The sequence below is a fragment of the Microbacterium sp. LB12 genome (genome assembly GCF_037150835.1).
GTDB lineage: Bacteria > Actinomycetota > Actinomycetes > Actinomycetales > Microbacteriaceae > Microbacterium.
The window spans coordinates 206,513-225,581 of the sequence record NZ_JBBCPF010000007.1 but is presented as its reverse complement, the minus strand read 5'-3'; the positions used below and the strand labels follow the sequence as shown (position 1 = coordinate 225,581).

The window sequence follows — 19,069 nt, the reverse complement described above, 5'->3', positions numbered from 1 at the left end:
GTGCCTCTCAGTTCTTCGGGTGGAGGTCGCGGGTGAGGCCCGCGGACGTGTAGTAGCCGGTGATGTGCGCATGCACGAGTGCCCGTGCGGCATCGACGTCGGCGGCGTCGATCGCGGCGACCAGGGCGTGGTGCTCGGCGCGGAGCCTGGTGGCCATCGCGTCCCAGTCCGGGATCGCAACGACACCCGCCTGCACATACGACTCGATCGAGGAACGCAGCCCGGCCATCATCGCCGCGATCACCGTGTTGCCGCTGGCCTCTGCGAGGGAGAGATGGAGCTGGGCGTCGAGGGCGAGGAACTCGGATGGCGTGAGGTCGGGAACATCCATCGCCGCGAGTAGTTCGTGGGCGTACGTCGTGTCGCGGTCGGGTGCGGCGGCGATGGCCGCGAAGACCGCGTCTTCCAGCACCAGACGTGTGCGCACGACGTCGTCGAGGGGGAAGCCCTGCGCCGCGACCTGCAGACGCAGCAGCGCCGACATCCCGCCGGTGGGGGTGGCGATGACGATCGCGCCGGATTGCGGACCGGATCCGGTCGCGGTGCGGATGAGTCCCATCACCTCGAGCACGCGGAACGCCTCCCGCACGCTGGAGCGTCCGACACCGAGGTCGGTCGCGAGGTCGCGCTCCGAGGGCAGCCGGTCCCCCGGACCGAGGCGTCCGTTGAGGAGGTCGCGCTCGATGTGCTCGAGCACGAGGCGCCATGCGCGTGCCGGCTGGTCGGTCATCGATCCTCCTGTGGTCAGACCACAGAGTATCGCGTGTGGTCAGACCACGCAAAACCCCCGGCCCCGCTCGCCGAACCACCCCCTAACACGCGACCCACCCTCTTGCGAGCACGCGCAAGGGGGTGGGTCGGAGGAGGGAGAGGGAGGGAGGAGGGAGGGCGGGGTCAGCCCAGGCGTCCGCCGGACTCCTCGAGGTAGCAGGCGCCGCACAACGACTCGTAGGTCGTCACCTCGGGAGACGCCGAACCGATCGCGCCCTCATCGATCGCGACCTGGTCGCCGTCGAACACGAACCGGCCACCGACGACCCGACCGTTGAACACGGCCTTGCGGCCGCAGCGGCAGATCGTCTTGAGCTCCTCCAGCGAGTGCGCGATCGCGAGCAGTCGCGCGGAACCGGGGAATGCGTGAGTGAGGAAGTCGTTGCGGATGCCGTAGGCCATCACCGGGATGCCGTCCTCCACCGCGATGCGGAAGAGATCATCGACCTGAGTCGGCGTGAGGAACTGCGCCTCGTCGATGAGCAGGCACGCCACATCGCTCGGCCCTTCCGGCAACAGCTCATCCGAGGAATGCCGCAGACGCTCACGGTGCACGGCGAACAGCGCGCGCGCATCGTCGTCGGGCGCGATCAGGAAGTCGACCGGACGGGTGACTCCGAGCCGGCTCTCGATCTCCGAAGCACCCTTCGTGTCGATCTCCGGCTTCGCCAGCAGCACCCGCTGCCCGCGCTCCTCGTAGTTGTAGGCGGCCTGCAGCAGGGACGTCGACTTGCCCGAGTTCATCGCGCCGTAGCGGAAGTAGAGCTTCGCCACGGTGCGACCTCAGACGTTGATGCCGAGAGCGGCGGCCGTCGCCGTGGTCGATTCCTCCGCGAGCGCCGCATCGTCGTTCAGCTTCTCGCCGAACGTCGGGATGAGCGCGCGCAGCTCGGGCTCCCAGCCCGGGTACTCCGCAGGGAAGCACTTCTTGAGCAGGTCGAGCATGATCGGCACCGCCGTCGAGGCCCCGGGCGAAGCACCCAGCAGACCCGCGATCGATCCGTCAGACGCCGCGACGACCTCCGTGCCGAACTGCAGGATGCCGCCCTTCTTCGGGTCCTTCTTCATGACCTGGGCGCGCTGTCCGGCGTCGATGAGAGTCCAGTCCTCATCCTTCGCGGTCGGCATGAACGTGCGGAGGCTGTCGACCTTCTTCGCGTGGTTCTTGAGCAGCTCACCGATCAGGTACGTGATCAGGTCGGGGTTCTTGACCGCGACCTGGAGCATCGGCAGCAGATTGTGCGTGCGCACCTGCGACACGATGTCGAGCATCGAGCCGTTCTTGAGGAACTTCGGGCTGAACGTCGCGAACGGCCCGAACATGAGCGACGCCTCACCGTCGACGACGCGGGTGTCGAGATGCGGGACCGACATGGGCGGAGCGCCGACCGAGGCCTGCGAATAGACCTTCGCCTTGTGCTGCGCGACGATCGTCGGGTTGCTGGTCTTGAGGAACTGCCCGCCGATCGGGAAGACGCCGTAGCCCTTGATCTCGGGGATACCCGAGTTCTGCAGCAGCTTGAGCGCCCAGCCACCGGCCCCGACGAACACGAAGCGCGCCCTGACCTCGTTCGGCGTGTGCCCGATGCTGTTGCGGTACTTGACCAGCCAGGTGCCGTCCTTCTGCTTCTTCAGACTGCGCACCTCGTGGTTCGTGCGCAGCGTGACGCCCGACTCGGTGAGGTGGTCGAACAGCTGGTGGGTCAGGGCGCCGAAGTCGACGTCGGTGCCGGCCGGCACGCGCGTCGCTGCGAACGGCTCACCCTTGCGGCGCTGCTGCATGAGCAGGGGCGCCCACTTGTTGATGACTCGGGAGTCCTCGCTGTACTCGATGCCTGCGAACAGGGGCTGCTCCTTGAGCACCTCGTAGCGGGCCTTGAGATACGCGACATCCTTCTCGCCACGGACGAACGTCATGTGCGGGGTCGCGTTGATGAATGTCGACGGCGCGTCGAGCACGCCCTTCTCGACCAGCGACGACCAGAACTGGCGGCTCTGCTGGAACTGCTCGTTGATCGACACCGCCTTGGCGGGGTCGAGGGGCGCATCGCCCTGCTGCGGCATGTAGTTCAGCTCGCACAGGGCGGCGTGGCCCGTGCCGGCGTTGTTCCACGGGTTCGAGCTCTCCTGAGCCACCTCGGAGAGTCGCTCGAAGGCGACGATCTTCCACTCCGGCTGCAGCTCGTGCAGGAGAGTACCCAGGGTGGCGCTCATGATGCCACCGCCGATCAGGACGACATCGACGTTTTCAGTCACCGAGCCAGTCTAGTTCGCGGGCGCGCCGCCGCAGACCATGCGACGGCGTCCCACCAGACCGCTTCCGTATGAGGGTATGCGGTCAGGCTATGACGGCGAGGCGCTCGGCCAGGATCTCCGCGATCTGTACCGCGTTCAGCGCAGCACCCTTGCGCAGGTTGTCGTTGCTGAGGAACAGCACGAGCCCCTTGCCCTCCGGCGCGGACTGGTCGGCGCGGATGCGCCCCACGAAGCTCGGGTCCTTGCCCGCGGCCTGCAGCGGCGTCGGGACCTCGTCGAGGACGACGCCGGGGGCTGCGCTCAGCACCTCGCGAGCACGCTCGGGCGTGATATCGCGGGCGAACTCGACGTTGATGGAGAGCGAGTGGCCCGTGAAGACCGGGACGCGCACGCAGGTACCGGCGACGCGGAGACCCGGCAGCTCGAGGATCTTGCGGCTCTCGTTGCGGAGCTTCTTCTCCTCGTCGGTCTCGTTGTCGCCGTCGTCGACGAGGTTGCCGGCGAAGGGGATCACGTCGAACGCGATCGGGGCGATGTACTTCTCGGGCTCCGGGAAGTCGACGGCCGAGCCATCGTGGACGAGGCGGAGCGTGTCACCCTGCGCGAGGACGCCCTCGACCTGGCCGAGGAGCTCCTGCGCCCCGGCGAGACCCGAACCCGACACCGCCTGGTAGGTCGACACGATCAGACGCTCGAGACCGGCTTCGGCATCCAGCACCTTCAGCACCGGCATCGCGGCCATGGTCGTGCAGTTCGGGTTGGCGATGATGCCCTTCGGGCGCTCGTCGATCGCGTGCGGGTTGACCTCGCTGACCACGAGGGGCACCTCGGGGTCCATGCGCCAGGCGCTGGAGTTGTCGACGACCACGGCGCCCGCAGCGGCGAAACGCGGCGCGTAGGCACGGCTCGCGGTGGCACCGGCCGAGAACAGGGCGATGTCGATGCCCGAAGGATCCGCCGTCTCCACGTCTTCGACGATGACCGTCGCGCCACCGAACTCGATCGCCGTGCCCGCAGAACGAGCCGACGAGAACAGACGCAGGTCGCGGATCGGGAACGACCGCTCGGCGAGAATCTCGCGCATCACGGTGCCCACCTGGCCGGTGGCGCCGACGATGGCGACGGAGAGTCCTGATTCGGAGATGCGGGTCATGATGTTCCTTGGCGTCGTGCGGTACTGCGTACGAGGCTTCGGGCGCGGCGTCGGGGTGCTGAGGCTGCGCCTGGCGCCGGTGGCAGGGTTTCGGCGAGTCTACCGCGACCGGGTGGGGCGTTGCCGCGTGGCCCCGACCTCCTGCCCGGTCGGCAGGAATGCGGTGACGGATGGCAGAGATCAGCGGCCGGTGCCGGCGTGCACCGTGGCCTCGGCGTCGCCGTCGAGCCCGTAGGCGGTGTGCACGGTGCGGGCCGCCTCGGTGAGGTCGGTGTCGCGCAGCACCACGGAGATGCGGATCTCGGAGGTCGAGATCATCTCGATGTTGATGCCACCCGCCGACAGCGCCTCGAACAGCGTCGCCGAGACACCCGAGTGCGTCCGCATGCCCGCGCCGACCACCGACAGCTTGCCGATCTGGTCGTCGTGGATCAGGTTCTGGAAGCCGACCTCGGCCTGATCGCCGGCCAGCGCCTTGAGCGCTGCCGCCGCATCGGCCTTGGGGACCGTGAAGGAGATATCGGTGCGTCCCGTCGCCGACACGTTCTGCACGATCATGTCGACGTTCGCGCCGGACTTCGCGACGATCTTGAAGATCTCGGCCGCCTTGCCCGGCACGTCGGGCACGCCCGCGACCGTGATCTTGGCCTGGCTGAAGTCGGTGGCGACGCCGGCGACGATCGGTTCTTCCATGACTGCTCCCTCGGCTTCGCGAGGGTTCTTCATGCCCTCGCCCAGAACGTAAGTGCCCTCGGACGACGAGAAGGTCGACCGAGCGTGAATCAGGACGCCGTGACGGCGTGCGTACTCGACGGCGCGGATGTAGAGCACCTTGGCGCCGTTCGCGGCCAGCTCGAGCATCTCCTCGCTGGAGACGTGATCGAGCTTCTGCGCCTTCGGGATCACGCGCGGGTCGGCGGTGAAGATGCCGTCCACGTCGCTGTAGATCTCGCACACGTCGGCGTCGAGCGCGGCCGCGAGCGCGACGGCGGTGGTGTCGGAGCCGCCGCGGCCGAGCGTGGTGATGTCGCGGGTGTCGCGGTTGAAGCCCTGGAAGCCTGCGACGATCACGATCGCACCCTCGTCGAGAGCTTCGCGCAGGCGCACAGGGGTGACATCGACGATGCGAGCCGCACCGTGCTGCGAGTCGGTGATCATGCCCGCCTGGCTGCCCGTGAAGGAGCGCGCCTCGAAGCCCATCGAATGGATCGCCATCGCCAGCAGCGCCATCGAGATGCGCTCTCCGCTGGAGAGGAGCATGTCGAGCTCGCGCGGAGCGGGGATCGGCGCGACCTCGTTCGCGAGGTCGAGCAGCTCGTCGGTGGTGTCGCCCATCGCGCTGACCGCCACGACCACGTCGTGACCGGCACGGCGTGTGTCGACGATGCGCTTGGCGACGCGCTTGATGCTCTCTGCGTCGGCGACGGATGAGCCGCCGTACTTCTGCACGATGAGGGCCACGATCACTCCCTGGGATGACGGGCGGATCCGCCCACGCTCATTCTACGGAGCGTCCGTATGCTCCATTGCGCATGTGTCACGACGCCCGGTGGTGCGCGCGCGGGGAGGAATCAGAGAGCGGGAGGGAGCGCCTCGGGCGAGACCGGGCGGAGACGACCGCCGGTGGCCGCGAACCAGCAGCCGACGATAATCAGCGGGAAGCCGAGCAGCAGACCGGGGGTCAGCGGTTCGGCGAGGACGATCGCGCCGAGGACGATCGCGACCACCGGGTTGACGTAGGTGAACAGCGGCGCCCGTACCGGACCCACCTCGCGGATGAGCGCGAAGAACGCCAGGAACGCCACGGCCGTGCAGATCACCGCGAGCGCGAGGAGCGCCGCGATCGACGGCAGCGTGGGCACCTGGTGCTGGGTGAGGAGGCCGATCGGAAGATAGACGATGCCGATCATGAGCAGCGACAGCGTGATGGTGCCCAGCGAGGGGACGTCGTTGAGCTTGCGCGCCACGATGAAGGGGGCGATCGCATAGAGCACCGCGACCAGCAGCACCTCACCCGCGGCGAGCAGGCTCACCTCGCCGCCGAAGAGACCGGGGCCCGCGACGACGATCGCCACGCCGATGAATCCCACGAGCAGACCGATGCCCCTGGCGGGCCGCAGCACCCCGCGGTCGCCCCCGCCGAGCGCGATCAGTGCGGCGAACAGCGGAACCGTCGCCACGAGCAGGCCCGTCATCCCGGACGGCAGCGTCATCTCGGCGTGGCCGAGCAGCAGGAACGGCCCCGCCATCTCGACCGCCCCGAACGCGAGCACCCACGGCCAGTGCTTCAGCGCCGCGCGCAGGGCGCCGCTGCGGAGGGCGAACGGCAGCAGGAGCAGCGCGGCGATGAGCGTGCGCCCCGCCACGATCGCCGGCGGCGAGAACGACTCGACCGCGACACTGATGAACAGATACGGCACGCCCCACAGCAGCGCCATCGCTCCGAAGAGCAACCATCCTCGACGCGAGAAACCCGCGTTCGGGCTCACAGGATGCGCCGACCCTCGAACGCACGCCCGAGCGTGACCTCGTCGGCGTACTCGAGATCGCCGCCGACGGGCAGCCCCGAGGCGAGGCGCGACACCGTGATCTGCATGGTCGTCAGCAGACGGCTCAGGTAGCTCGCCGTCGCCTCCCCCTCGAGGTTCGGGTTGGTGGCGAGGATGACCTCCTGCACCGTGCCGTCGGCCAGACGGGTCATGAGCTGAGCGATGCGCAGGTCGTCCGGGCCGATGCCCGCAATCGGGCTGATGGCCCCGCCGAGCACGTGATAGAGCCCGCGGAACTCCCTGGTGCGCTCGATCGCGGCCACATCCTTCGCGTCCTCCACCACGCAGATCAGTGCCTGACTGCGGCGCGGGTCGCGACAGATCGCACAGCGCTCCTGCTCGGAGACGTTGCCGCACACCTCGCAGAACCGCACGCGGGCGCGGATCTCGCTGAGCAGCTCGGCGAGACGCGCGACGTCGAACGTCGGCGTCTGCAGAATGTGGAACGCGATCCGCTGGGCGGACTTCGGACCGATGCCGGGGAGCCGACCGAACTCGTCGATCAGTTCCTGAACGATTCCGTCATACATCAGGAGAACCTCGTCGGGGGCTCGTAGGGCTCTTCGCGCACGAACGTCGCGCCGAGCACCTGGCGGATCACGGCCTCACCGTAGCGCTGCACTCCCCCGACGGAGGGCGAGCGCTCGACGACGACCGGTGCCGCGGCGGCGGCGCGCTGCGCCTGTGGAGTCGGCGCGGCGGAGGGAGCCGGCGGGGTGGAAGGAGTCGGCGCGGCGGAGGGAGCTTGCCGCGGCATCGGCGGCTCGTACGCCGGATCGTACGGGGGCTCGTCGTCGTAGGCCGGGGCGTCGTCGTCGCCGGGGAGCGGAGGCTCGTCGCGATCGATCGCACCGTCGGACGGCGGAAGCGGCGCAGATGCCGCGGCCTCGACCTCCTCAGGTTCGTCGTCGACCGGCAGCGGCGGCGCAGGCGCCGGCGCGCTCGGGTCGGTGTCGTGCGTCGTGGGGATCGGCGCGACCGCCCACTCCGTCACCGCCGATGCCGACGCGCCACGGGTCTGTGAGCGGGGAGAACCCGCTGACGCAGGCTCCGATGCGGGAGCGGCGTCGGCCGGTGCCGAAGAACCGGATGCCGCGGGCTGGCGCGGGGCACCGCCGGCGGGCATCGGCGCGGGAAGGTACTTCACCTTGACGCCGAGCTCATGCTCGATCGCGGATCGCAGGTGATCGGACGGCCCGGAGCCCGGGGTGTTGCCCTTGAACTTCGCGACGTCGTGCTGACTCGTGAACCCGAGCGTCAGCACCTCGGTGTCGGTCACGTAGGCGAGCGGCTGCACGGCCGTGGCCAGCAACCAGGACGTGCGGCTGATGCCCTCGAGCCGGGTGAGGACCGCCGGCCAGGATGCCGAGATGCGCTCGAACGTGACCGGTCCCTGCGGGACGACGGGTTCGGGCGCGGCAGCCGGGGCCGGTGCGGCCGCTTCGACGGGCGGGGCGGTCGGTGCCGCCGCCGGTGCCGCCGGAGCAGCCTCCGCGGCGATGGCGGGCGTAGGTGTCTGAACGGGCACAGGTGCCTGAACGGGCGCAGCGGCGACGGGCGTCGACGGCACGGGTGCGGGCTGCGCGGGAGCAGGTGCCGTCGCCGATGCGGGCCCTGTCCGGGCCGGGGCGGAAGCGCCCTCGACGGATGCAGCCGGGGCATCCGTCGCGCTCGCGAGGACGCGAGCGACCATGAGTTCGAGGTGCAGGCGCGGTGACGTCGCACCCGACATGTCGTCGAGGGCGGCGCTGACCACATCGGCTGTGCGCGACAGACGCGACGCACCGAACGCCTCAGCCTGACGACGCATGCGGTCGAGCTCGTCGTCGGCGATCCCTCGGAGCACCGCGGAAGCCCCCGCGCCGACAGCGGCGATCACGATGAGGTCGCGCAGACGTTCAAGCAGATCATCGACGAAGCGACGCGGATCCTGACCCGTCTGCACGACGCGGTCGATCGCGGGGAACGCGGCAGCGGCATCGCCCCCGGCGAGCGCGTCCACGATCTCGTCGAGCAGGGCGGCATGCGTGTAGCCGAGCAGCGCCACGGCGCGTGCGTAGCCGACGGTGACGGTCTCGGATCCCGCCGGGGAGTCGGAACCCGCGATCAGCTGGTCGAGCAGCGACAGCGTGTCACGCGGCGACCCTCCGCCCGCGCGGACGACGAGAGGCAGCACGCCCTGCTCGACGATCACACCCTCCTCGGCGCACAGCTTCTCGACGTACTCGAGCATGGCCGCGGGCGGCACGAGCCGGAACGGGTAGTGGTGGGTGCGCGAGCGGATGGTGCCGAGCACCTTCTCGGGCTCGGTGGTCGCGAAGATGAACTTCACGTGCTCCGGCGGCTCCTCGACGAGCTTGAGCAGCGCGTTGAACCCCTGCGGGGTCACCATGTGCGCCTCGTCGAGGATGAAGATCTTGTACCGGTCGCGGCTGGGGGCGAACGTGGCCCGCTCGCGCAGGTCGCGCGCGTCGTCGACACCGTTGTGACTCGCGGCGTCGATCTCGACCACATCGAGCGATCCGCCGCCGGCACGAGACAGCTCGACGCAGCTCGGGCACACGCCGCAGGGCACGTCGGTCGGCCCCTCGGCGCAGTTCAGGCAACGGGCCAGGATGCGGGCAGAGGTGGTCTTGCCGCAGCCGCGAGGACCGGAGAACAGGTAGGCGTGGCCGACCCGGTCGCCGCGCAGCGCCGTCATGAGCGGATCGGTCACCTGCGACTGCCCGATCATCTCGCCGAATGCTTCGGGGCGGTAGCGGCGGTAGAGGGCTGTGGTCACCACACCAGCCTACGGCGTGCCACCGACCTTCGGCGGGCCGGCCTCCTCCCGGAAGCCCGAGCCACCCCCTTTCATGCGAGCCACCCCGTTGCGTGCGCACGCAACGGGGTGGCTCGCGCAGAGAGGGGTGGCTCGCGCGGCGAAAGGCGGAGAAAGAGAGACCGGTCAGTCGATCGGCTCGATCACCGGGATCGTCGTCGTGATCACCGGGACGGACGCGGACATGCGCGTGCCGTCCTCGCGTCGGGCGTCGGCGAACTGACGCAGCGTGGGTCGGCCCGGGATCAGCGGCCCCTGATCCGCGAGCGGCACCACGACCTCGGCCTCGGTGGTCGCGATGTACGCGGTGTCGCGCACACTGAACGGCACGGGAGGACCACTGCGCACCTGCACGCGCAGCTCGTCCTTCGTCACGGTGACGTGCAGCGTTGACCCCTGCCACTGCAGCGGGAACGACAACGACGGCCACGCCGCGGGCAGCCGCGGGTCGAAGCTCAGGTCTCCGGCGTAGTCGCGCATGCCGCCGAAACCGCACACCAGGGCCGTCCACACCCCACCGGCGGAGGCGACGTGCACGCCGTCGGCCGCATTGTGGTGCAGGTCGTGCAGATCGACGAACAGCGACTGCTCGAAGTACTTCTGCGCGAGGTCCTGGTAGCCGACCTCGGCCGCGAGGATCGACTGCACGACCGCGGAGAGCGTCGAGTCTCCCGTGGTCAGCGGGTCGTAGTAGTCGAAGTCGGCCTTCTTCTCCTCGGGCGTGAAGTGATTGCCCTGCAGGAACAGCGCCAGCACGACATCCGCCTGCTTCAGCACCTGAAAGCGGTAGATCACCAGCGGGTGGAAGTGCAGCAGCAGCGGACGCTGCTCGGCGGGGGTGTTGGCGAGATCCCACACCTCGCGCTCCAGGAACAGGGAATCCTGCGGATGGATGCCCAGACCCTCGCTGTACGGGATGTACATCGCCTCCGCGGCTCGATCCCATGCCTCGGCCTCGCCGGGGCCGAGGCCCGTGCGGTCGACGAGCTTCACGTAGTCGTCGGGGTAGCTCTCTCTGATCTCGCGCACGATCTTCGCGGCGTAGCGCAGGTTGTAGCGCGCCATGACGTTCGTGTACAGGTTGTCGTTCACGACGGTCGTGTACTCGTCGGGACCGGTGACGCCGTGGATGTGGAACGTCTCGATCCCGTCTCCCGCACCGGCCTCGCCGACCAGGCGCGAGGCGCGCCAGAACCCCAGGGTCGCCCACAGGCGCGCGGTCTCGATCGCGATGTCGGCGCCCTCGCGACGCAGGAACTCCTCGTCCCCCGTCGCACGCACGTACTTGCCCAGCGCGAAACTGATGTCGGCGTTGATGTGGTACTGGGCGGTGCCGGCGGCGTAGTACGCCGAGGCCTCCTCGCCGTTGATCGTGCGCCAAGGGAAGAGCGCGCCCGCCTCGTTGAGCTGCGCGGCACGGCGACGCGCGGCGGGGAGCATCCCGACCCGCGCGCGCAGCGCGTTGTACGCCCACCGGGGCGACGTGTAGGTGAGGAACGGGAGCACGTAGATCTCGGTGTCCCAGAAGTAGTGCCCGCTGTACCCGGATCCGGACACGCCCTTCGCGGGGACACCGGCTCCGTCGGCACGCGCCGAAGCCTGGGCGAGCTGGAACAGGCACCAGCGGGTGGCCTGCTGCAGGTCGTCGCGTCCGCCGATCTGCACGTCGCTGCGCTCCCAGAACGCGTCGAGCCATTCGCGCTGGCGCCGGAACACCGTCTCGACGCCTTCCTGTGCGGCACGGTCCAGGGAACGACGGCAGCGGTCGACGAGCTCGCGCGGAGGCACGCCGCGGGACGTGTGGTAGCTGACGAGCTTGGTGACCGTGATCGGCACGCCGGCCTTCGCCTGCACCCGGAAGACGTTCTTCGCGATGTCGGGCTCGACGAGCGTGCGGGCGTTGTACTCGTTCTCGGTCTCGACGATGTGATCGGCGACGACCGCCACCGTCATCCCGGAATCGGCGACGCGGTAGGAGAGCGCGGAGCGCAGTCCGTCCTGCCAGTGCTCGGCCGGCTCCAGCACGCGATCGGCGATCTTCTCCGCCTTGCGCGGGTCGAATGCGGCGGCCTTGGTGCCGATCGGGGTTCCCGCGTAGACACCGGCGCCGTCCTGCCGGTTCAGCAGCTGGCAGCTGATCGTCACCGGAGCGTCGGCGTTCTCCACCACGACCTCGAGCCGCAGCACCGCGAGATGGCGCTCCTCGAAGCTGACGATGCGCTCGTCGCGCATGCGCACGCGCTTGCCGGACGGCGTCTCCCACACCACGTGGCGCGTCAGCACGCCGGTGCGCATGTCGAGCGTGCGGCGGTACTCGCGCACGTCGGCGTCGTCGAGCGAGATCGGCTCGTCGTCGACGTACACGCGCATGACCTTCGCGTCCGGGGCGTTGACGATGGTCTGCCCCACCTCGGCGAAGCCGTACGCCTGCTCGGCGTGGCGGATCGGCCAGGTCTCGTGCAGGCCGTTGATGAAGGTGCCGTGCTCCTGGGCGCCGCGACCCTCGATGTGGTTGCCGCGCAGACCCAGGTAGCCGTTGCCGACGGAGAACAGCGTCTCGCCGACGCCCTCCTCCGAGTAGTGCGTGTCGATCAGTCGCCACGGGTCGACGGGGAAGCGGTCGCGGTCGATCATGCGGTCTCCGGGATGTCGGTGCGGGTGTCGGTGCTGTCTTCGGGGAGGAGCAGGGCCAGGTCGTCGACGACGACGGTCGCCCCGGCCGCGCGGAGGGCGTCGGCGCCGGCCCCGCGGTCGACGCCGATCACGGTCGCGATGGCGGCTGCGGACGCGGAGGCGACGCCGGAGGTGGCATCCTCGACCGCGACGGCGCGAGCCGGATGCACTCCCAGAGTGGTGGCGCCTGCAGCGAACATGTCGGCGGCGGGCTTGGAGGCGAGTCCCTCGCGTTCGGCGACGACTCCGTCAACGACGATGCGGAAGAAGGAGCGGATGCCGGCGGCGCCCAGCACCTCTTCCGCGTTCTTCGAGCTCGACACCACGCCGAGCGGGATGCCGGCGGCGTGCAGGCGCTCCACGAGAGCGAGCGAACCGGGATACGGCGCGATGCCCTGACCCCGCAGCGAGTCGGCGAAGGCGGCGTTCTTGCGGTTGCCGATGCCGCAGATGGTCTCCTCCGACGGATCGTCGTCGACCTCGCCCCACGGAACCTCGACATTGCGGCTGTGCAGCAGGCTGGCGACCCCGTCGTAGCGCTTCTTGCCGTCGACGTAGTCGTAGTAGTCGGCGTCGGTGTATGGCGGCTCGATGCCCCAGCGTGCGAAGACCTCGTCGAACACGGCCTGCCAGGCGCGCATGTGCACCTCGGCCGTGGGGGTCAGCACGCCGTCGAGGTCGAAGAGCACGCCGTCGGCGTGGAACAGGTCGGGCAGTGCTTCTGGCACAGAGCCTCCAGGAGAAGGGCGATCGTCGGGCCGGCACCTCTCCGTGCCACTGTGCCAGCGTAATGCGGTCGCGCGCCACGGGGTAACCCCCGCGGACGGATCAGAGCAGCTCGGCCGTCTGCCGCGCGATCTGCAGCTCCTCATCGGTGGGCACGACGAGCACGGCCACCGGCGAGGCGTCCGTGGAGATGCGGCGGATGCCGCGCTCGCGCGCCTCGTTGCGGACCGGATCGATCTCGACTCCCGCGAACCCGAGCGTCGCCATCGCGGCCGCCCGCACCGGGGCCGCGTTCTCGCCGACGCCTGCCGTGAAGGAGATGACGTCCACTCCCCCGAGCTGGGCGATGTACGCGCCGGCGTAGGCGCGCAGGCGGTGCACGTACACGTCGAACGCGAGCATCGCGGCCTCGTCGTCGGCATCAACCCCGGCGAGGATGTCGCGCATGTCGCTGCGACCGGCGAGACCAGCCAGACCGCTGCGGGTGTTGAGCAGCGCGTCGAGTTCGTCGATCGAGAGGCCGGCCCGTCGAGACAGGTGCACGAGCGCCGCGGGATCGATGTCGCCGGAGCGCGTGCCCATGACGAGTCCCTCCAGCGGCGTGAGTCCCATCGAGGTCTCGACCGAGCGGCCGCCGTCGATCGCGGTCACCGACGCGCCGTTGCCGAGGTGGAACACCAGCTGTCGGAGCCCCGCGAGGTCGCGGCCGAGGAACGCGGCGGCCGACTCGCTCACGAACTGGTGGCTCGTGCCGTGGAAGCCGTAGCGGCGCACCCGGTGCTCTGCGGCGAGCGCGGCGTCGATCGCGTAGGTGTAGGCCGCGGGCGGGAGCGTCTGATGGAACGCGGTGTCGAACACGGCCACGTGCGGCACCTCCTCGAACACGGCACGGGCGGCGAGGATGCCGGCGAGGTTCGCGGGGTTGTGCAGGGGCGCGAGCACCGCGAGCTCCTCGATCTGGCGCTCCACATCGGCGTCGATCAGCGTGGGGGCGTAGAAGCGCGCGCCGCCGTGGACCACGCGGTGTCCGACCGCGACGGGACGGTGCTCCTCCAGCGAAGGACCGTGAGCCGCGAACTGCTCCCGCATGACCTCGAACGCCCCGGCGTGATCCGCGATCGGGCGATCACTGCGATAGGTCGCGTCGAGCACGGTCGGCATCGCGTCGCCGTCGGCCGCGGGACGCACCGTGTGCGCGACCGGACTGGCATCCTGGCCGATTCGCTCGATGAGCCCGCTCGCCAGCAGGTTCTCCTGCTCGATGTCGATCAGACTGTACTTGAGCGAAGAGGATCCGCTGTTGATCACGAGGATCGCGCTCATGCGGAATCTCCCTGCGCCTGGATCGCGGTGATGGCGACCGTGTTGACGATGTCGTCGACCAGCGCCCCACGGGACAGGTCGTTGATGGGCTTGTTGAGCCCCTGCAGGACGGGCCCGATCGCCACAGCCCCGGCGGAGCGCTGCACGGCCTTGTAGGTGTTGTTGCCGGTGTTGAGGTCGGGGAACACGAACACCGTCGCCCGCCCGGCCACCGCGGAATCGGGGAGCTTCGCCTTCGCGACGGCCGCGTCCGCCGCCGCGTCGTACTGGATCGGCCCCTCGACCGGCAGCTCCGGCGCCCGCTCGCGCACGAGCGCGGTCGCCGCGCGCACCTTGTCGACATCGGCGCCGGACCCAGACTCGCCCGTCGAGTACGACAGCATGGCCACGCGCGGGTCGATGCCGAACTGCCGGGCGGTCGTGGCGGACGAGATCGCGATGTCGGCGAGCTGCTCGCTGGTGGGATCGGGGATCACGGCGCAGTCGCCGTACACGAGCACCCGGTCGGCCAGCGCCATCAGGAACACGCTGGAGACCACGTTCACGCCGGGCTTGGTCTTGATGATCTCGAACGACGGACGGATGGTGTGCGCGGTCGTGTGCGCGGCGCCCGAGACCATGCCGTCGGCGAGACCCAGGTGCACCATCATCGTGCCGAAGTAGGAGACGTCGGTCACGGTGTCGGCGGCCTGCGCGAGCGTGATGCCCTTGTGGGCTCGCAGACGCGCGTACTCGGTGGCGAAGCGTTCGACCAGCGCGGGGTCGGTCGGGCTGAGCACCTGCGCGGCGGCGAGGTCGACGCCCAGTTCGCCGGCACGGGCGCGGATCGCGCCCTCATCACCCAGGATCGTCAGGTCGGCGACCTCCCGGGCGAGGAGTGTCGCGGCGGCCCGCAGGATGCGGTCGTCGTCACCCTCCGGGAGCACGATGCGTCGGCGGTCGGCGCGGGCACGCTCCATGAGTCCGTACTGGAACATGAGCGGCGTCACGACATGGGATTCCGCGAGCCCCAGCTGCGTCGTGAGCTCGGCGATGTCGACGTGCGCCTGGAACAGCCCGAGCGCACGGTCGTACCGGGCACGCGAGTCCACCGAGATGCGCCCGCGGGTGCTCATGACCCGCACGGCCGTGTCGTAGGTGCCGAGATCGGTCGTGATGATCGGCACGGAGGATGCGAAGCCGTCGAGCAGCTGCACGATCGGCTCCGGCAGCGGGAACGGTCCGTTGAGGATGATGCCGGCGATGCGCGGGAAGGTGCCGGAGGAGTCCGCGAGCAGAGCGGCCAGCAGCACCTCGGTGCGATCGGCGGGGATCACCACGACCGCTTCCTCGGTGAGCCGCGGCAGCACGTTCACCATCGACATGCCGGCGACGACGATGGTCAGCGCCTCGCGGGTCAGCCGGTCGTCGTCGCCCTGGAGCAGCTTCCCGTCCACAGCCGCGAGGATGCCCCGGATCGACGGCGCGACGAGGGCACGGTCCTCCGGGATCGCCCATACCGGGGTGCGCTCCCCGGGCAGCGCCGACCGGACGGCGTCGATGATGGCGTCCAGGGACTCGGGGTCGGCCCGGTTCACGGCGACCGCGAACAGCTCCGCCCGTTCTGCGGCGAGCTCGGACAGCGCGAGCGCGGCGATCTGCGCGATCGCCGCGGCGGGACGCGCGGTGGTGGTGCCGAGCTGCTCGGCCTGACGCTGCTGGTCGCGGCCGCTCAGCACGAGCAGCACCGGGGTGCCCAGGTTGGCGGCGATGCGGGCGTTGAATCCGAGCTCGGCGGGGCTCGCGACGTCCGTGTAGTCGCTGCCGATGATGACGACGGAGTCGCACTGCGCCTCGACGGCCTTGAACCGCGCCACGATCGTCGAGAGCGCTGCCTCCGGGTCGGCGCGCACATCGTCGTAGGTGACGCCGATGCAGTCCTCGTAGTCGAGGTGCACGCCGTCGTGCGCGAGCATCAGCTCGAGGATCTCATCACGCGCGGTGACCGAGCGCGCGATCGGTCGGAACACCCCCACCCGCGGCGAGACGCGCATCAGGGCGTCGAGCGCCCCGAGGGCGATCGTCGACTTGCCGGTATGGCCTTCGGCCGAGGTGATGTAGATACTTCGCGCCACGATCCCAGCTTAGGCGGGGCGTCCCCCGGTCCGCCGGGCGTCATCCCGGAACAAAGGCGACGACCTCACTCGCAGGGGCCGGACATAGCATCGACGACGGCTGTGGCATCCGTCTGGAATCGCGCGTAGTAGTCCTGGTCGGTGTTGATCTGCACTCGGTGGATCGCGTGGGAGGGCGCCATCGTCTGCCAGTCCGGGAGCCGCCCGAGCCGGTCGAAGAACAGCGTCGCCGCGGTCGCCGGATCCATGCGCTGCTCGACGCTCCCCCACCAGTCCTGCTGCTGGAACAGCCCGATGCTGGAGGTGCGCGAGCCGTCCGGGTTGGTGAACCCGCTCGTCTCCCAGTCGCCGTAGTCGATGTTGCGCAGGCTGCTCTCGCCCATCGCAGTCATGACGCCGAGGATCTGTCCGTCCCGCGCGAAGCCCAGGGTCTGCGCCGTGCGGATGATCGTCGCGGCGTTCTCGAGCTGTTCGCCATGCCACCCCTCGATCCCCGCCTCGGGGAAGGTCTGCGGCTGGTCGATGCAGAGGGGCGCGGGGTCGCGCGCGAGCCCCAGCGGAATGAGCGCGAGCAGGCCTCCGAGGACCACGACCGCCCCGGCCGAGAGGAGCACGCGCTGCAGGATCTTCCGCCGTCGCAGGCGCGCGGCGGTCTGTCGCCGGGTGGCCGGCCGACGACGTCGCGCCGTGCTCCTCTTCCGCCGTGCCGCGGGCTTCTTCGCGGGTGCGCGCTTCGCCCGCGACGGCACCCGCCCCGCGCTCATGAGGTCAGGGCGCCGCGCTCGGCCCGCGGTCGCCGCCCGACGAACGCGGCGACGCCGCCGCCGATCGCGCCGAACAGGTGCCCCTGCCAGGAGATCCCCTCGGCGGCCCCGAAGACCCCGGCGAGCATGGATCCGCCGTACAGGGCGATCACGACGAGCGCGATCACGGCGTACAGGATGCGATGGGCCACACGCCCCGGCGCGAAGACGCGCATCACCACGTAGCCGAAGTAGCCGAACACCAGGCCGGACGCCCCCACGGTCAGTGTGCCGGGAGCATTCACCACCCACGTGCCGATCCCGCCGATCACTGCGACGATGGCGGTCACGGTCCAGAACCGGCGGGCGCCCTCGACCGCGACCAGGCAGCCGAGCACCAGGAACGGCACGGAGTTCGCGATCAGGTGCTGCCAGTTCGCGTGCAGGAGCGGACCGAGCACGATCCCCCCGAGTCCGGAGACGTCCCACGACCGCAGACCGAAGCCGGTGAAAGAGCCGGGGAGGATCGCATCCGCGAACTGGACGACCCACATCGCGACGAGCAGGAGCACGGGCGAGGCGAATCGGCCGAGCGGGTGCTGCGCCTGGGGCGCCGGGGTGACGGTCACCGGACGATTGTCGCAGGTGCGGCTGACGGTCGAGTGTGTGCGGGGAAGCGCCAGGGTAAAGAACGCCAGGGCAAAGAAAATGACCCTCCGCGCACCCAGCAGAGCCCGGTTACCCTTGCTGCGTTTCCGCCCTGGGGGAATTGGCCTGGATGCCGCCACGCGGAGAGCCGTATCCATCCTAACCCGATGCGCGCGGTGGTCCGAACCGCGCACGTCCCGGCCCGCATCCTCTGGGGAACCTGCCAGAGCCGTACCCCTCCCGCAGGGTTACGATCGAGTAACGCACCGCAGCGCCGACGCGAGAGGGAACGAATGCCCGAGAACTCCCCCCTGATCCCGGTGACGATCGACGCCGACCGCTTCGCCGCGCAGACGTCGGCGATCCTCGACTCCATCGGCCAGGTCATCGACGGCAAGCCGGATGCCGTGCGCAGCGCGCTCGTCTGCCTCCTCGCCGAGGGACACCTGCTCATCGAAGACGTGCCCGGAGTCGGCAAGACCATGCTCGCCCGGGCGCTGGCCGCCAGCGTCGACGCGACCGTGCGCCGCATCCAGTTCACCCCCGACCTGCTCCCCGGCGACGTGACCGGGGTGTCGGTCTACAACCCCGTCGACCGCGAGTTCGAGTTCAAGCGCGGCGCCGTGTTCGCCCACATCGTGATCGCCGACGAGATCAACCGCTCCTCGCCCAAGACCCAGTCCGCGCTGCTGGAGGCGATGGAGGAGGGCCAGGTCACGGTCGACGGCTCCACACACCGGCTGCCCGAGCCCTTCCTCGTCGTCGCGACCCAGAACCCGCTCGAGATGGAAGGCACCTACGCACTGCCCGAAGCCCAGCGCGACCGCTTCATGATGCGCATCTCGATGGGGTACCCGGATGCAGCCGCGGAGGCGCTCATGCTCCGTCAGCGCGACGTCGTCAGCCCGCTGTCGGCCGTGTCGCCCGTGGCCGACGCCGCCTCCATCGCCCAGCTCATCGCGTGGGCGCGCGCCGTCCACGTCGCACCCGCCCTCGAGGAGTACACCGTCGCACTCGCCCAGGCCACCCGGGTCGACCCGAACCTGCATCTCGGGGCGAGCCCCCGCGCCACACTGCAGCTGGTGCGCGCCGCGAAGGTGTGGGCAGCGCTCGACGGACGCGACTACGTGATCCCCGACGACATCACCGCCCTGATGATCCCCGTGCTCGCGCATCGGCTGCTTCCCGCCCGCGGCGCGCATCGCGCGGGGGCGCAGCCCGTCGAAGCCGCGCTCTCCCAGATCGTCGAGCGGGTGCGGGTGCCCGTGGCGACCCGTTCCTGACCGAGACCA

At 69.9% G+C, this 19,069-nt stretch carries 15 protein-coding genes and 1 other RNA gene; 1 reads left to right on the top strand and 15 read right to left on the bottom strand.

Annotated features, from left to right (window positions below; all coding sequences use genetic code 11):
* Positions 1-7: 7 nt before the first annotated feature.
* From WFM69_RS14135 to ffs, 15 genes are all read right to left on the bottom strand, one after another.
* Positions 8-730, bottom strand: coding sequence for a FadR/GntR family transcriptional regulator (locus WFM69_RS14135; protein WP_337005715.1), 723 nt, complete (start codon positions 728-730; stop codon positions 8-10).
* A 164-nt stretch (positions 731-894) separates the two neighbouring features.
* The gene (locus WFM69_RS14130; protein ID WP_337005713.1) at positions 895-1,545 is read right to left on the bottom strand and encodes a thymidine kinase; all 651 of its coding nucleotides are present in this window, start codon (positions 1,543-1,545) and stop codon (positions 895-897) included.
* Positions 1,546-1,554: 9 nt separating this feature from the next.
* On the bottom strand, positions 1,555-3,027 hold the full coding sequence (locus WFM69_RS14125) for a malate:quinone oxidoreductase (protein ID WP_442928372.1): 1,473 nt from the start codon (positions 3,025-3,027) through the stop codon (positions 1,555-1,557).
* Between the two features lie 82 nt (positions 3,028-3,109).
* Positions 3,110-4,180 (bottom strand): aspartate-semialdehyde dehydrogenase, encoded by a 1,071-nt coding sequence (locus WFM69_RS14120; protein ID WP_337005711.1) that lies wholly within the window; start codon positions 4,178-4,180, stop codon positions 3,110-3,112.
* Between the two features lie 180 nt (positions 4,181-4,360).
* Positions 4,361-5,641, bottom strand: coding sequence for an aspartate kinase (locus tag WFM69_RS14115; RefSeq protein WP_337005709.1), 1,281 nt, complete (start codon positions 5,639-5,641; stop codon positions 4,361-4,363).
* 110 nt (positions 5,642-5,751) lie between these two features.
* Complete coding sequence (locus WFM69_RS14110) at positions 5,752-6,669, bottom strand: DMT family transporter (RefSeq protein ID WP_337005707.1); 918 nt, start codon at positions 6,667-6,669, stop codon at positions 5,752-5,754.
* Entirely contained in the window at positions 6,666-7,259 is a 594-nt protein-coding gene (gene recR / locus WFM69_RS14105; protein ID WP_337005705.1) for a recombination mediator RecR, read from the bottom strand. Before recR ends, WFM69_RS14110 begins: the two co-directional genes overlap by 4 nt.
* The gene (locus tag WFM69_RS14100) at positions 7,259-9,511 is read right to left on the bottom strand and encodes a DNA polymerase III subunit gamma and tau (RefSeq protein ID WP_337005703.1); all 2,253 of its coding nucleotides are present in this window, start codon (positions 9,509-9,511) and stop codon (positions 7,259-7,261) included. Before WFM69_RS14100 ends, recR begins: the two co-directional genes overlap by 1 nt.
* Positions 9,512-9,676: 165 nt before the next feature.
* On the bottom strand, positions 9,677-12,184 hold the full coding sequence (locus WFM69_RS14095; RefSeq protein WP_337005701.1) for a glycoside hydrolase family 65 protein: 2,508 nt from the start codon (positions 12,182-12,184) through the stop codon (positions 9,677-9,679).
* A complete protein-coding gene (locus WFM69_RS14090) occupies positions 12,181-12,951 on the bottom strand; it encodes an HAD family hydrolase (protein WP_337005699.1) in 771 nt (256 codons plus the stop codon). The genes WFM69_RS14095 and WFM69_RS14090 overlap by 4 nt, the downstream gene beginning before the upstream one ends.
* 100 nt (positions 12,952-13,051) lie before the next feature.
* Entirely contained in the window at positions 13,052-14,272 is a 1,221-nt protein-coding gene (locus WFM69_RS14085) for an acetate/propionate family kinase (protein WP_337005697.1), read from the bottom strand.
* On the bottom strand, positions 14,269-16,386 hold the full coding sequence (pta, locus tag WFM69_RS14080; RefSeq protein WP_337005695.1) for a phosphate acetyltransferase: 2,118 nt from the start codon (positions 16,384-16,386) through the stop codon (positions 14,269-14,271). Before pta ends, WFM69_RS14085 begins: the two co-directional genes overlap by 4 nt.
* A 65-nt stretch (positions 16,387-16,451) precedes the next feature.
* Positions 16,452-17,150 (bottom strand): hypothetical protein, encoded by a 699-nt coding sequence (locus WFM69_RS14075; RefSeq protein ID WP_337005694.1) that lies wholly within the window; start codon positions 17,148-17,150, stop codon positions 16,452-16,454.
* Entirely contained in the window at positions 17,147-17,758 is a 612-nt protein-coding gene (locus WFM69_RS14070) for a rhomboid family intramembrane serine protease (RefSeq protein WP_337005692.1), read from the bottom strand. The genes WFM69_RS14075 and WFM69_RS14070 overlap by 4 nt, the downstream gene beginning before the upstream one ends.
* 75 nt (positions 17,759-17,833) lie before the next feature.
* Positions 17,834-17,930, bottom strand: an RNA gene (ffs, locus tag WFM69_RS14065) — signal recognition particle sRNA small type.
* A 140-nt stretch (positions 17,931-18,070) separates the two neighbouring features.
* On the opposite strand from ffs, the gene WFM69_RS14060 reads away from it, so the two are divergent.
* Positions 18,071-19,060: an AAA family ATPase gene (locus tag WFM69_RS14060; protein ID WP_337005689.1), complete on the top strand. Its 990-nt coding sequence runs from the start codon at positions 18,071-18,073 to the stop codon at positions 19,058-19,060.
* Positions 19,061-19,069 lie beyond the last annotated feature (9 nt).